General features: G+C 61.8%; 12 protein-coding genes. 3 read left to right on the forward strand and 9 right to left on the reverse strand.

The features are described from left to right. From C7401_RS21365 to gloA, 5 genes are all read right to left on the reverse strand, one after another. A complete protein-coding gene (locus C7401_RS21365; RefSeq protein ID WP_112173377.1) occupies window positions 1-2,235 on the reverse strand; it encodes a polysaccharide biosynthesis tyrosine autokinase in 2,235 nt (744 codons plus the stop codon). A gap of 85 nt (window positions 2,236-2,320) precedes the next feature. After that, window positions 2,321-2,755 (reverse strand): low molecular weight protein-tyrosine-phosphatase, encoded by a 435-nt coding sequence (locus tag C7401_RS21370; RefSeq protein ID WP_112173378.1) that lies wholly within the window; start codon window positions 2,753-2,755, stop codon window positions 2,321-2,323. Then, window positions 2,755-3,819: a polysaccharide biosynthesis/export family protein gene (locus tag C7401_RS21375; protein ID WP_244314955.1), complete on the reverse strand. Its 1,065-nt coding sequence runs from the start codon at window positions 3,817-3,819 to the stop codon at window positions 2,755-2,757. The genes C7401_RS21370 and C7401_RS21375 overlap by 1 nt, the downstream gene beginning before the upstream one ends. A gap of 165 nt (window positions 3,820-3,984) precedes the next feature. After that, window positions 3,985-5,064 carry a glycosyltransferase gene (locus C7401_RS21380; protein ID WP_112173380.1) on the reverse strand — a complete coding sequence of 360 codons (1,080 nt, stop codon included), beginning with the start codon at window positions 5,062-5,064 and terminating at the stop codon, window positions 3,985-3,987. 642 nt (window positions 5,065-5,706) lie between these two features. Further along, window positions 5,707-6,090, reverse strand: a complete 384-nt coding sequence (gene gloA / locus C7401_RS21385; RefSeq protein ID WP_112173381.1) for a lactoylglutathione lyase — start codon at window positions 6,088-6,090, stop codon at window positions 5,707-5,709. Between the two features lie 171 nt (window positions 6,091-6,261). Between gloA and panE the strand changes: the two genes are divergently transcribed. Continuing rightward, the gene (gene panE / locus C7401_RS21390) at window positions 6,262-7,203 is read left to right on the forward strand and encodes a 2-dehydropantoate 2-reductase (protein ID WP_112173430.1); all 942 of its coding nucleotides are present in this window, start codon (window positions 6,262-6,264) and stop codon (window positions 7,201-7,203) included. A 125-nt stretch (window positions 7,204-7,328) separates the two neighbouring features. Next, complete coding sequence (locus C7401_RS21395; protein ID WP_112173382.1) at window positions 7,329-8,291, forward strand: DMT family transporter; 963 nt, start codon at window positions 7,329-7,331, stop codon at window positions 8,289-8,291. A gap of 19 nt (window positions 8,292-8,310) precedes the next feature. Here the strand turns inward: C7401_RS21395 and rsmA are convergent, their stop codons facing one another. The 4 genes from rsmA to C7401_RS21415 all read right to left on the reverse strand — a co-directional run bounded on the left by rsmA (window position 8,311) and on the right by C7401_RS21415 (window position 14,052). Next, window positions 8,311-9,138: a 16S rRNA (adenine(1518)-N(6)/adenine(1519)-N(6))-dimethyltransferase RsmA gene (gene rsmA, locus C7401_RS21400; RefSeq protein WP_112173383.1), complete on the reverse strand. Its 828-nt coding sequence runs from the start codon at window positions 9,136-9,138 to the stop codon at window positions 8,311-8,313. Between the two features lie 15 nt (window positions 9,139-9,153). After that, window positions 9,154-10,176, reverse strand: a complete 1,023-nt coding sequence (gene pdxA, locus C7401_RS21405) for a 4-hydroxythreonine-4-phosphate dehydrogenase PdxA (RefSeq protein WP_112173384.1) — start codon at window positions 10,174-10,176, stop codon at window positions 9,154-9,156. 23 nt (window positions 10,177-10,199) lie between these two features. Next, window positions 10,200-11,558 (reverse strand): peptidylprolyl isomerase, encoded by a 1,359-nt coding sequence (locus C7401_RS21410; RefSeq protein ID WP_112173385.1) that lies wholly within the window; start codon window positions 11,556-11,558, stop codon window positions 10,200-10,202. Window positions 11,559-11,667: 109 nt separating this feature from the next. Beyond that, the gene (locus tag C7401_RS21415) at window positions 11,668-14,052 is read right to left on the reverse strand and encodes an LPS-assembly protein LptD (protein ID WP_112173386.1); all 2,385 of its coding nucleotides are present in this window, start codon (window positions 14,050-14,052) and stop codon (window positions 11,668-11,670) included. Between C7401_RS21415 and C7401_RS45030 the strand changes: the two genes are divergently transcribed. Next, window positions 13,982-14,281 (forward strand): hypothetical protein, encoded by a 300-nt coding sequence (locus C7401_RS45030; RefSeq protein WP_165842007.1) that lies wholly within the window; start codon window positions 13,982-13,984, stop codon window positions 14,279-14,281. The genes C7401_RS21415 and C7401_RS45030 overlap by 71 nt on opposite strands. Window positions 14,282-14,294: the final 13 nt, after the last annotated feature.

Genomic DNA, 14,294 nt, shown 5'->3' on the forward strand with positions numbered 1-14,294 from the left:
CTAAACCTTGTCCCGCTTCTCGTAGCCGTACGAAACGTAGCGATAGCTCGCATATTTCCCACCGTATGAGAACTTTCCGCGCGACTTCATACCATTGACCAACAACCCGGCGACCTGCGTACCCACTTGGTCCAGGCGCTTGACTGATTCATCAACTTCGCCAACCCGCGTCTTTCCAGACCTGGCCACAAGGAATACGCGCGCGGCGTGCGGAGCCATAATTTCTGCATCAGAAACAGCAAGTACAGGTGGGGCATCGACAAGGACAATGTCGTACTGGGCCGTCGCTTCTTCGAGAAGAGACGACCAACGACCATTTTCCAGAAGGTCAGACGGATTGGACTGGAACTCGCCGGTAGCAAGGAAATCGAGCTTCGGCCTCACTGAGCGCATGGTCGCGGCCGCCAGCGTCATCTTCCCCAGCAATACGTCAGCCAGCCCACGCTCTCTTTCGACCCCCAAGTACTGGTTTAGATAGCCACGTCGCAGATCGGCGTCGATTAGCAGAACGCGCTTTCCGGAAGCTGCGAACAAATCGGCGAGGTTTGCTGATATAAACGATTTACCGATGCCAGGCGTAGCGCCACTTATCATCACAACGTTATTTATCGCTTCGAGTAGCGAGAATTGAAGAGCGGTTCGCAGACTGCGAAGACTTTCCACAGCGGGATCTCCGGGTGCTACCGACGCTAGCACAGCGGATTTGGCATCCAGCCCATCAATCTTGCGAGCGAGCGCAGCCTGCGCGTCGCTATACGGAATAGTCGCAATAACATTGAGGCCGGTATATGTCTCGAACGTATGCGGATCGCTGACCCCGTGGAATAGCGCTTCACGCAACCAGGCCAAGCCAACGCCGCAGGCCAGGCCTAACAGTGTCGCGGCAGCAATGACTAGAAGCTTCTTGGGCTTGACGGGCATTTCGGGCACGTATGCACTGTCAACGATTCGAACGTTTCCAATCTTGCCGGCCTTTATGAGGCGCAACTGCTCCATGTTGTTGCGCAACGCGATATAGAGATCCGTATTCACGCGCACATCGCGCTCAAGTCGTACCGCACCTTGTTCGTCCAACGGCAATGTTTTGATGCGCTCAGATACCCGGCCGATCTGCGTTTGCGTCGCGTTGACTTGCTCGTCGATTGCCTTGACTGCGGGGTGTTCGTCACCAAAGCGGGTCAGCAACTCCTGCCGCTTTTGACGCAGCGTGAATAATTGATTCTCGAGGTCAGCGGATTGCTGCAGTACGACTTTCGCCTCCTGACCGATGTCGATGATCCCGTGCTCATTGCGATACTGGTTGAACCGGTCCTCGGCTTGCTCCAGTTCGCGCTTCATATCGGGCTCTTGCTCGGACAGGAACTGTAGGGACTGCTCCGCCTGCGCTGCTTTCCTATCAGCGTTCTGCTTCAGATACTGCCCCCCGATCTCATTCAGCGTTGCGGCAATGAGCTGAGGATCGCGACCTTGGAGTGAGGCTGTAATGACGTCAGAGTCTTTCCCCGCCGATGCAATCTTCAAACGCTTCTGCACATCATCAATGGTTTGCAAGCGCGAATGCCGCTCGAGCACGAAGGCGGCGCCTGCTTCGGCGAACAATTTCCGGACGACGAGGCGCCCCGGCCCGGCGGACGTAGAAATGGTCAGCGGCGTTCCGACGTTGCCTCTGGCGATCTGGGTCAAGCTATCGCCTTCCAATGTGTAGCCGCCGTTGCCGGTCGCCGTGAGCTTGAGCTGATGATCGTAGAGATCGGAAGGCAAATCGAAGTCTGCGACCTCGATGCGCTCGGTTCCCCACGTGTATCCGCCAACGCCAAGGAAACCCGGACTAGAGAGCGACTTGGCCCGGCGTGAAATCCACTCGCCGATGAATGGAAATCTGACGGTTCTGGCTGTGATGTAGAGTCCCAATTCGTCCACGGCACGTGAAACAACGAGCCGCGAACCGAGAATCTGTATTTCGGAGTCTGAAGTCGATTTGACGTCGAACATCGAAGACAAATTGCCGATCAGGCTTTTCGCGGCGCTGTCTGCACTATCCTCGACCTGGACAACGATATTCGTCTCGTACACGGGAGTCGCTAGATATGCGTATAGCGCCCCCAGCAGCATAAACACCGCTGTGACGACTGCGATCAACAGTTTGTGTTCGACCAGTACATCCAGTAGGGCTGTGAGGTCGATTTCATCGGACTCGATCTTCGCGTCGGCAGAGGATTGTTTCAAGGGAGACATGGTTGCTACAGACCTGCTGGTTCAAGACTTCCGGGGTTGCCGAACTTCAATCGGATGGTTGGGGGTGACAAACGTGTCAACGGGGCTAAATGGCCGCTATTCGGCCTACCCAGTCGGAAATCCCCTGTTCAATCAAATCGGCACAATCGGAGAACTGTTCGCGGCCACGCTGATACGGATCAGGCACATCGAAGCGGCTGAACTGACCAATCTGGAAAACGCGTCCGCAGGTGAATGTGTAGTTTTGTTCGACGGCATATTTCTGCTCCGCATCCATAACCAGAATAAGTTCCGCGTTCCGGCAAATCGCAGCGGAAACCTGCCGCGCGCGATGCGACGAGATGTCAATGCCGCGGTCTCTCATCACGGAGACCGCGTGAGCCTCTGCCCCAGAGTCGACAAGGGCTCCAATGCCCGCTGACTCCACGCGGCAACCCGGCAAGCGCTTGCGCATCATCGCTTCGGACATCGGGCTGCGACACACGTTGCCGACACAGACCATAAGAATCGACGAGATCATCAATACCCTCCCCAAGCCTGACGGCCCACATTGATGCCCTGCGCACTCGGCAGGAGCAGGTTCATCACGCGGCTCCATCGTGCGAGCCCCGTCGAATCGACGTACACGACGTCCTTGGCTTGCAGCTCAAAGTGCTCGGCGAGTGCGAGACCAACCGGCGAAGCGCTATCCAGACGGAAGACGTCGGGCTTGGACGGATCCTCGGTTGCGCGCACCACATAGATCGCCGCCGGCTCTGCGCTCGTCGGATTCACGCCAAGCGCGGCTCCCAACGCCTCGTTGAGCGTCAAGCGGCCATCGTGCATGGGCAATGCAACTGGACGCGTGACCTCCCCAGTCACCAGCACCTGGTTATAGGTTTGCGGTAGAACTCGCACGACATCACGATCCTGCAGAAAAATCTTCGATGCATCGATCTGACGATCAGCCAGCGCTGGTAGATTGATATGGATCATCTTCCCGTCGCGAATGATCTGAATCTGGCTCGTATCGCCTACGCCGGGCGTCACGCCATTTGCCTCGCTCAATGCCTCGGCAAGCGACATTGGGATATTCGTGATCGGCTTTACGCCAGGTTGCGTCACTTGTCCCTCGACGAAGATCCGCTGACTGCGATAGGCCACCACGCTAACCGTCATCTGCGGATTACGCAGATAAGCTGCGAGCGACTGCTTGAGTTTCACCTGCAACTGAGGAACCGTGAGACCGACCGCTTTAACACTTCCTATGTAGGGGTATTGAATCGTTCCGTCATCTCCGACAACAAAGCCGGGAATGGCCTGAGTGCTCAGACCCGGCCCACTTGGTAGTTGCCCGGCAGTGTCGCCAATTGTGTAAGTCAAGTTGGGAACGACCAGTTCCGGGTGGTCCCACGTAATGATGGAAAGAACGTCCCCCGCCCCAATCCGATATGCACGAGGGCTGCCGACCAGTGCTGCGACGTCAGAGCCAAACGCATCGCGTGCGGCTTTCTGATCTCGAACCAGCTCTGGCGTGATTCGCTTCACGAGAGGCACCGAATTCGGGTCGAGCGGATCGACCGGCGCGTGTGCGTCGAAGCGCATGCCCGGAGCCATTGCACATGCGCCAAGCGTTGCAACCAGCGTAGCTGCGGTCAGTGCAGATCTAAGGAGACGAAATAGCGACATTTACGAGTAGATCAACGGAACTTCACACAGCGAAGACGCACAGCAGTCCTGCTGCCCATACCAAAACACAACCTCCGCTCGCTATCGGGATTTCAACCACGACGGCGTTTTGAAGCGTGCGATCGAGAAGTACAGCCAGACATAGGTCATGCAAAAGAGGACCGAAAAGAAGACCAGCGCTAAAGGCTCGTTCCAAAAGAGCGTTGCCGGCACCACCGCCGCAAATGTCAGAATCCACAAACGTGGCGTCGTACGAGAATTGCGGTTGTTCCAGACGTTATCGGCCGAGTCTGCTTTCACGGCACGCCGGAACAACAGCGCATGCAAGTGCCCTCTATCTGGCGCACCTACTGGCACGCCCCGGAGGAACATGCGTCGGTACATGGAGAAGAGTGTTTCGAACACCGGATAGATGGTGACGAGCAACGCATAGAACGGCGAGACTTCCTTGTGCCGCGTAATCAGCAGGATGAGGAGTTCCGCCGTAAAAAAGCCCGTGAAGTACGCGCCGCCATCGCCGAGAAATACCTTTGCGACTGGATAGTTCCACTGCACGAAACCGAGGATCGCGCCAATGAGCGCGAGCGCCATCGACACAATCAGGCTGTCCCCAACTGCGTGCGCCACGTAAGCCAGCGAGGCGAGAATGATCATCGTCACTACGGACGCAAGCCCGTTGAGCCCGTCGATGAGATTGATCGAATGAACCACGCCTGCGACGCCCAAAATCGTGAAAGCCGTCGCGGCGATTGGCACGAGCAGTACGAGATCGAGCCCCGGCACGTTGGTATGCGTAACGATCGCCTGCAATGCCCAGCAGGCGAGCGCGGCTGCGCCCGCAGCACAAACAAGCCGCAGACTCGCACTGATCTGTTTGGTCAGATCTTCGGCGAATCCGGAAAGGAACACGGGCGCCGAGCAGATCAGGAGTTCCCAATGTTCATGCGCGCTCAGACGCCCGTTGTATTCCTCAAATGCAAACGCGAGGGCAAATCCCGCAAAGATTCCCAAGCCACCAATTCGGGGCACGGCAACACTATGGATTTTTTGAATGCCTTCAAGGTCGTGATCCATGGAGAACACGCCGTGGAAATGCGTCCACCGCACGATCATCGTGACGACCATGGACGACACGAGAAAAGCTATCAGTAAGATAGACATCGAGCATTCCCATCAGATGACGTGAAGGATCCGCCGACGCAGCTCAAAACAAGGCGGATCATTGGCAAGCCCAGAATTTCGATAAAGTGCCTGCATTTCGCTCATCGCTGTCAGCGGATTCGGAGGCGGCACCCACGCGTGCAAGAGATGACCTTGAGATTGAAGTGCGCAATCTCGAACGCTACATTTCACGCGCAAGCTTTTTGCTTAACCGTTGTATGTGTCATGACGAAGGGTAGAAGTCTCTTCCGCCTGCACTTCCGCGTATATAGGAACAGTCTTAAATACCGTGGGAATACGCAGCAGCCCCCCGGCATGTCATCCCAAAGCCCGCAAACACCCTCCTTCAGTGCTGGACCAGCCTTCGATACGCCAACGACAAAATTTGTAGTCCGAATCATTTATATCGACGTATTCATGTGCAATACAAACAAGGGAACTTGATCACTGTGGTGTTCGGATGCACAGGCCACAAACGGCCGCGACCATAACCTTGACGAAATCAATCAAGGACAAGATTTACATTTCTATAAATTTCCGGTTATTTTATTTTTGATTACCGGAACACTATTAGTCCCATTTAAAACTCAACGAGCTTTAAAAAGCGGCGCCAGATCATTTGACACCGCCCCAGAAACCACCCTACTTCTTCTGAATAAATTCGATCTTGTACCCATCCGGGTCGGTCACGAACGCGATCACCGTGCTCCCGTGCTTCATCGGACCGGCTTCGCGCACCACCGTGCCGCCTTGCTCCTTGATCTTCGCGCAAGCGGCGTAAGCATCTTCCACTTGCACGGCCAGGTGACCGAACCCCGTGCCGAGGTCATAGGAAGCCGTGTCCCAGTTGTGCGTCAGTTCGATCACGGTGCCGTCGCGCTCGTCCGTGTACCCGACGAAGGCCAGCGTGAACTTGCCATCGGGGTAGTCTTCGCGGCGCAGCAGTTTCATGCCGAGCAGTTCGGTGTAGAACTTGATCGAGCGATCCAGGTCGCCGACCCGGATCATCGTGTGCAGCAGGCGCATCGTGTACTCCGTTTTGCCGTCGTCAAAACCCGGACTCTACCAAAAACGCGCCGGCCCTGCCCGCCCCGGCAAGATGTGCCGTTTTGCTCTAGCATGGACGCCATCCTGATATTGCCGCGGCAATTTCACTATACGAATGTAAGCAACGTGCGTAAGGAATGAGGAGTGGACATGCGAATTCTGGTTGTCGGTGCCGGTGCAACGGGTGGCTATTTCGGCGGGCGGCTCGCCGCCGCGGGGCGCGACGTGACGTTTCTGGTGCGTGAAGCGCGCGCCGCGCAACTGCGCGAAGACGGCCTCGTGATCCGCAGTCCCGCGGGCGATCTCACGCTGCGCGACGTCAAGTCGGTCACGCGCGAGACGCTTGAGGCGCAAGGCGGCCAACCCTTCGATCTCGTCCTCCTGAGCTGCAAGGCGTACGACCTCGACAACGCCATCGATTCCTTCGCGGCCGCCGTCGGCCCGAATACGCTGATCCTGCCGCTCCTGAACGGCATGCGCCACCTGGAGGTCCTGCAAGCCCGCTTCGGCACGCAGGCCGTGCTGGGCGGCGTGTGCCTGATCGCCTCCACGCTCAACGAGAAGCGCGAAATCGTGCATCTGAACGACGCGCACGCCATCACGTTCGGCGAGCTTGGCGGCGGCGTGTCGCCGCGCGCGCAAGCCGTGGCGGAACAGTTCTCCAACGCCGGCTTCAACGTGAAAGCGAGCGATCACATCCTCCAGGAGATGTGGGAGAAGTGGGTGTTCCTCGCGTCGCTCGCGGGCAGCACGTGCCTTTTCCGCGCGCCCGTCGGCGTGATCCTCGCGACGCCCGACGGCGCCGCGACCGTCGAGCGTCTCTTTGCCGAATGCCGCGCGATCGCCGCCGAGCACGGCCATGCCGTGCGCGACAGCTTCCTCGAGCGTTCGCGCGCGATGCTGTTCGCCACGGGTTCGACGCTCACGGCATCGATGCTGCGCGATGTGCAGAACGGTTCGCGCATCGAGGCCGATCATGTGCTTGGCGACCTGATCCGGCGCGGCGGCGCGGCGCAGCGCGCGTCGAGCGAGCTTTCGGTGCTGCGTGTCGTCTATAGCCAGCTCAAGGCCTACGAGGCGCAGCGCAAATAAGTGGGCTGAAAAGCGGCCCGAGCGCCGCGCGTTCGCCTTCCATTGCCCCGGTAGGGCCATCGTCGGTTAGTAGTAAGCTTTTTTGCTATCGTAACGCTCCGCCCTTTCCCGCCGAGCGTGATTCGATGAGCACCGTCGCTTTGCCCGCGCGCCGCGCGCCCGACTTCCAGGCCGTCCTCCTGATGGTCGTGATTTGTGCGATCTGGGGCTTTCAGCAGGTCGCGATCAAGACCGCCAACGCGTCGGTGCCGCCCGTTTTCCAGGCGGGCCTGCGTTCGGCCATCGCCGCTTTGCTCGTGTGGGGCTGGGCGCGCGCTCGCGGCATGCCGCTCTTTCGCGCGGACGGCACGCTCGCCGCGGGGGTGCTCGCGGGCGGGCTGTTCGCGGCGGAATTCGTCTGCATCTTCGTCGGCCTCACGATGACGAGCGCCTCGCGCATGGCCGTCTTTCTCTACACCGCGCCGTGTTTCACCGCGCTCGGGCTGCACTGGTTCACGCCCGGCGAGCGCATGCGTCGCACGCAGTGGATCGGCGTGACGGTGGCGTTTCTCGGCATGGCCCTCGCTTTCGCCGATGGTTTCGCGCGCAAGGGTACGTCCGGCGACACGCACGCGATGCTGATCGGCCTCGCGGGCGACGGGCTCGGCGTGCTCGGCGGCCTGGTCTGGGCGGCGACCACGGTGATCGTGCGCTCCACCCCGCTTGCGCATGTGAGCGCGAGCAAGGTGCTCTTTTATCAGCTTGCGGTTTCGGGGGTGGCGCTGCTCGCGCTCGCGGCGGGCATCGGCCAGATGGAAATGCACGCGGTCACGCCGCTCGCCATCTTGAGCCTCGGCTATCAGGCCGTAGTGGTGGCGTTCGTGAGCTATCTGACGTGGTTCTGGCTGCTCACGCGCTATATGGCGTCGCGGCTTTCCGTTTTCTCATTTCTCACGCCGCTCTTTGGCGTCACGTTCGGCGTGGCGTTGCTGGGCGAGTCGTTCAGCAGCCGCTTCCTCGCGGCCGCCTTGCTCGTGCTCGCCGGCATCGCGCTCGTGAACGCGCCAGCGAAGGTACCAGCAAAGGTACCAGCGAAGCGGCGCACCTGACGCCGCCTCACCCGCTCTCTCAAGCGCCGCTCGCGCCTTCCAGCGCCTGCGCGAGACTCACGTATTCCTCAACCGGCACTTCTTCGGCGCGGCGCGCCAGGTCGAAGCCGAGCGCGTCGAAGTCGAGACGATCGCGATAATCGCCCAGCGTGTTGCGCAGCATCTTGCGGCGCTGCGAGAACGCGGCCGTCACGAGTTCGCCGAGCACGGCCTGATTCACCTTCGGCAGTTCGTGCGGCGCGAACGGAATCATGCGCACGATAGCCGAGTCCACCTTGGGCGGCGGCTGGAACGATTCGGGCGGCACGTCGAGCATCTTGTCCATCACATAGCGATACTGAAGCATCACCGTGAGGCGGCTAAAGTCCTTGCTGCCCGGCTCCGCCACCATGCGTTCGACCACTTCGTTCTGCAACATGAAGTGCTGGTCGATCACACGGTCGGCGAACGTGGCGAGATGAAACAGCAGCGGGCTCGAAATGTTGTACGGCAGGTTGCCGACAATGCGCAGCGTGGGCTTTTCGCCGGGCGCCGCAAGCGAGCCGAAGTCGAACTTGAGCGCGTCGCCCGCATGGAGTTCGAGCAACGGGCCAAACTTCTTCGTGAGGCGCGCGATCAGGTCGCGGTCCAGTTCGACCGCGTGCAGCGGCGACTCGGGCGTGGCGAGGCGCTCGATGAGCGGTCCGGTGAGCGCGCCGAGACCCGGCCCGATTTCGACCATGCGCTCGCCGCGCTGCGGACGAATGACGTCGACGATCGAATCGATCACGCCCGTGTCGACGAGGAAGTTCTGGCCGAAGCGCTTGCGCGCGAAGTGGCCCTGGTGCTGTCTGCTGCTATTGGACATCTTGTCTGGAATCAATCAGATAGCGCGCCGGTGGCGCGCCATCGAAACGGCGGTGTCGAGGGCGGCGATCAGGCTGCCCGCGTCGGCGCGGCCGGTGCCGGCGAGGTCGAGTGCGGTGCCATGATCGACCGAGGTGCGCACGATCGGCAAGCCAAGCGTCACGTTGATGCCTTCGCCGAACGTCGCGTATTTCAGGACCGGCAGGCCCTGGTCGTGGAACATCGCCAGCACGCAGTCCGCGTCCTTGAGGTAGCGCGGCTGGAACAGCGTGTCGGCGGGATACGGGCCGCGTGCGTCGATGCCTTGCGCGGCGGCGGCGGCCAGCGCCGGGGAAATCACGTCGATTTCTTCGCGGCCCAGGTAACCGTTCTCGCCCGCGTGCGGGTTGAGGCCGGTCACGAGAATGCGCGGCAGCGGCACGCCGAAATGATGGCGCAGATCATGGTCGATGATGCGCAGGGTTTCGACAAGGCTTTCGACCGTGAGCGCCGCCGAAACGTCCTTGAGCGGCAGATGCGTGGTGGCGAGCGCCACGCGCAGCGGCCGCGCGCCAGTGCCCGCCAGCATCATGACCACACGCGGCGTATGCGTGCGTTCGGCGAGGTATTCGGTGTGGCCGGTGAAGGGCACGCCGGCGTCGTTGATGGTGCTCTTTTGCAGCGGCGCGGTGACGATCGCGTCGAACTCGCCTGCCAGTGCGCCGTCGATGGCGCGGTCGAGCAGCGCAAGCACGTAGCGGCCGTTTGCGGCGTCGAGCTTGCCCGGCTTCGCGGGCGTCGCGAGCGCGACATGTTCGACCTGCACGGGCTGGTTCGCCAGCACGGCGCTCCAGTCAACGTGCGCGGCTTGCGCGCGGGCTTCGATCAGCGCGCTGTCACCGAGCACGACGAACTGTGCGTCGGGCCAGTGCGCCGAAGCGCCCGCCAGCGCGGCGGCGCTCAGCTCGGGGCCGACGCCGGCCGGCTCGCCGGTGGTGATGGCGATGCGAATCGGGCCCGCCTTCCGCGGAGCCGGCGACGACGATGCGGAGGCGTTCATGGCTCGAATCCTTGGCTGGGCGCTCAGTTGTGCGGCGGCGTCATGCCCGCGATCTTATAGCTGACGTAGGCGCTGTCGCGCAACTGGCGCAGCCAGTCGGCGTAAGCCTGCTCAGCCTTGCGCTGACCGATGGCCTGGCGCGCGAGCTCCATCTGCTGGGCGATCGAGCCTTCGGCGTCGCGGCGGCCCAGCACCTGGATCAGGTGGTAGCCGTACTCGGTGCGCACCGGTTCGCTCAACTGGCCGTCCTGGAGCGTGTTCATGGCGCGCTCGAATTCAGGCACCGTTTCACCCGGACTGATCCAGCCGAGGTCGCCGCCCTGCGAGGCCGAACCGTCCTGCGAATAGGTGCGCGCGAACTTGGCGAAGTCGCCGCCCGCTCCGATTTCCTGGCGGATTTCGAGCAGCTTCTGGCGTGCCTGCGGTTCGGACATGCCGTCGCCCACGCGCAGCAGAATGTGGCGCACGTGCGTTTGCACGAGCTTCGGCGCATCGGCTGCCGTGCCCTGGCCCTGGCGGCGCTCGACGAGACGTACGATCTCGAAACCGTCGTTGGTGCGGATGACCGTGGGGTTCACCTCGCCCGGACGCAGCGTGGCCGCGGCGGTCACGAACTCGGGCGGCAGCTTCGACGGCGGCAGGAAGCCCATGTCGCCGCCCTTGGTCGCGTCGCTCGCCTGTGAGTTCGACTTCGCGAGGCTCGCGAACTTGCTGCCCGACTGCGCCTCCTTGAGCAGCGCGTTGGCCTTCGCCTGCGCGGCTTCGATGTCGGTTTCCGAGGCGTTCAGCGGCGCCTTGAGGAAGATGTGCTCGAAGTGCAGGTCGTTGCTCTGGCCCGCGTTCGGTCCGCGCTGGCTCGCGATGTAGTTCGCGACTTCGGCGTCGGACACCGTGACCTTGCTGTCCACTTCCTTCTCACGCAGCTTCGAGAGCGTGAGTTCGGTGCGCGCGTCCCGCATGAAGGTGGTCCAGGGCACGCCCGCCGCCTCGATGCGCGAGCGGTAGCTCGCGAGATCCATGCCGTTCGCCTGCGCGAGGCGCTCGAGCGTGCGGTTCACGGCGGCGTCGTCGACGGTGATGCCGTCTTCCTTGGCCTTCTGGAGCTGGATGCGCTCCAGCACCATCTGGTTGAGCACCTGCGCGCGCAGCTGGTCCATCGGCGGGACCGGCGCGTTCTGCTGCTGGAGACGATGCGAGATGAGTTCGACACGGCCGTCGAGCTCGCGCTGCGTGATGACGCCGTCATTGACGACTGCGGCGATCGTGTCGACTGTCTGGCCGCTGCCGCCAGGAAGCCCTTGTGCTTGCGCCGGCGCGACCGGCAACACGAATGCGACGGCGAAGAGACTCGCAGCGTACGCTGCCAGGCGAAGCTTTTTCATGATTCCCACAGATACTCCAATGTTGGCGGGCACGCTTCGCCCGTCTCTATGCAACTCACACCGCGTTGCCCCAAGGCGCCTTTTCAGGAAAAGCACGCCGGATCACGCGTTATTGATAATCGGTGAAGCGCGACGGCGACGGAGCCTGCCCCGGCAGCTGCGTATACCCCGGCACGCTGGCCTTGAACGCCGCCACCAGCCCGTTGTCGACGTTCGACAGCCCCTTGAGCGTGAGCTGCGCGAGAAAGCGCGTGGCCGAATTCGGCAAACCCGACGTATTCACGCCGTTCGCATAGCGCTGCAAGCCAACGCCGAGCACCCAGCAGTCCGCGTCGTACTGCATGCCAACCAGGCCGTCGACAACCCGGTGGCCGTTCAGATCGTAGTTGAAGCGGCCCACGGCGTACACCCGGTGCGACAACGGCCATTGAGCCGAGATCAGAACCTGGTTGATCGGCGTGTAGTCGAGCGTGGTGTTCGCGCGCGTGTAGCGGTAGGCCACGTTCAACACCCGGCTCGGTCCCGGGCTGTACCCGAAACCGATGCTCGCCTTCGTGAGCTGGTTGTTGTCGGCATTATATTGGAACGCCGTTTCCGAAGCGAAACCGCCCCCGATCTTCAGCGACGCGCCCGCGATCAGGTCCGAATGCGTCGCCTGCTCGGTCGTCTCGCCCGGCAAGAGCGTGACGCGCTGGTCCTGGAAGTAGTACTGCTGCGCGATCACGAAGCGCGCGCGTTCGTCGCCCGTCGCCGGGTCGATGAAGCGCGTGGTCAGTGCGGCCGTGATGCGGTTCGCGTCGGCGATGCGGTCGTTGCCAACGAAGGTGTTCGGCGTGAAGATTTCCGCGAGACCGAAGTCCGACTCGGCCGTGTCGAAAAGGGGCGCGAACTGCTGGTTGCGGTACGGCGTGTACACGTAGTACAGGCGCGGTTCCAGCGTCTGGATGTAATCCTGACCGAACAGATGCACCGAGCGGTCGAACACGAGGCCCGTGTCGAAGCTGAAGGTCGGGATCGATTCGGTGAAACTCTTCGGCGTGCCGGCCGGCGAACCGAAGGTCGACCCCGGCGTGCCGATGTTGCTCAGGTTGTACGACGCGAAGTGCCACTGCACCTTCGGCGTGACGAAATAACCCGGCCCCATCAACGAGTACGACACGTACGGGTTGAAGACGACGCGGTCGCCTTCGGTCGCGTTGTCTTCCGTGATGCGGAAGCGCGAGTAGTCCGCTTCCATGCCGTAGTCGAAGCCGCCGACGTTGTACTTCGCGTACTTCACGTTCAACTGCGGCTCGCGGCCGTACGGCGGCGTGGACGACTCGACCGTCTGCCAGTGCTGGTAGCGGCCCAGCACGGACCACGGTCCGTTGTTGTACGTGAGGCCGGCTTCCTGCTGATACAGCGTCTGCGTGCCGTTCAGGAACTGGTTGGCCGGCGACGACAGGTCCGACGGATAGGTGTTGTCCGAGACCTTGTTGTAGTAGATGTACCCGCCGAACCCGTTGCCGAAGTTCTGGTTGTGCTGGATGAACAGCGCATAGCGGTTCGTCTTCGTGATCGCGTCGTCGGGCAGGAAGGTGCCGGTGATCGATCCCGAGTAGTTCGTCGAGAGATACCGGTAGTTGCCCTGCAAGAACACGCCCCGCTTCGAGATGATCTCGGGCGTGAACGTGAAGTCGCGATTCGGCGCGATGTTGAAGTAATACGGCAGCGAGATTTCGTAGCCGTTCGTCGAACTGATCGAGAACGTGGGCGGCAGGATACCGCTGCGCCGGTCGCCCGAGAGCGGGAACGACAGCCACGGGCTCGCGAAGACCGGCACGTTCTGGAAGAACAGCACGGCGTTGTGCGCGACGCCTTCGTCGCTGCCCGTGTCGAAATCGAACTCGCTACCCTTGATGTACCACGCCGGATTGGTCGAGCACTGGCACGCGGTATAGGTGCCGTTCGTGAGCACCGAGCGCTCGCTGTCCAGCAGGTCGGCGCGCGCGGCGCTGCCCGAGCCGCCCGTGACCGTGAAATGGTATTTCGGCGCGGGCATGAAGCCCTCGTTCGCCTCCACCTTCAGGTGCGCCTCGGGCCCCGCAAACGTCGTGCCGTTCTGCGAAACCACGACATGGCCATACGCATTGGCCATGTCGGTGTCCTGGTCGTAGTGCAGGGCGTCGCCCGTGACCACGTTCGTACCCTGGCGCAACTGCGCCGCGCCGCGCACCGCGAGGTCGGTGTCCGCCGTGCCGGTGGTCGAATCGCCGAGCACGAAGGTCGCCGGGTGCTGGCCCGGCGCGTTGGGGTGATCCTCGAGTTGCGGCGCGAGCCACAGGCTCCACGGGCCGTCCAGCGGCTGGGGCTGCGCGGCCGCGCCGGAGAGCTGGGCGTGCGCAAGCACGGGCACCAGACCCGGTACGGCCATGAGTGCCGCGATGAGCCGCCGCTTGCCCGGCACGCCGTCGTCACTGTTGGAGATCGTCTGGAAAAACTGTCTGGGCGGCATGTATGGTTTTGGCGAATCGGCCCGGCCGCCTGCCCTCTGCACGATGGTGGCCCGCCAGCGCGCCCGCCTCCCGATGAACCGGATCGAGGCCGGGCTGCACACAATTAATTACAATTCATCGGACGATGGACCGGCGATGAATGCGGCGAGTGAACCGTCATGCGGGCTTTGGCGCGAGTCGCGTCAAAAAAGTCGTGGGGTATTATATGGCAAGACGTTGATCCACTGATTTTGCCTCTGGC

The sequence above is a fragment of the Paraburkholderia unamae genome (assembly GCF_003268775.1).
GTDB classification, from domain to species: domain Bacteria; phylum Pseudomonadota; class Gammaproteobacteria; order Burkholderiales; family Burkholderiaceae; genus Paraburkholderia; species Paraburkholderia unamae.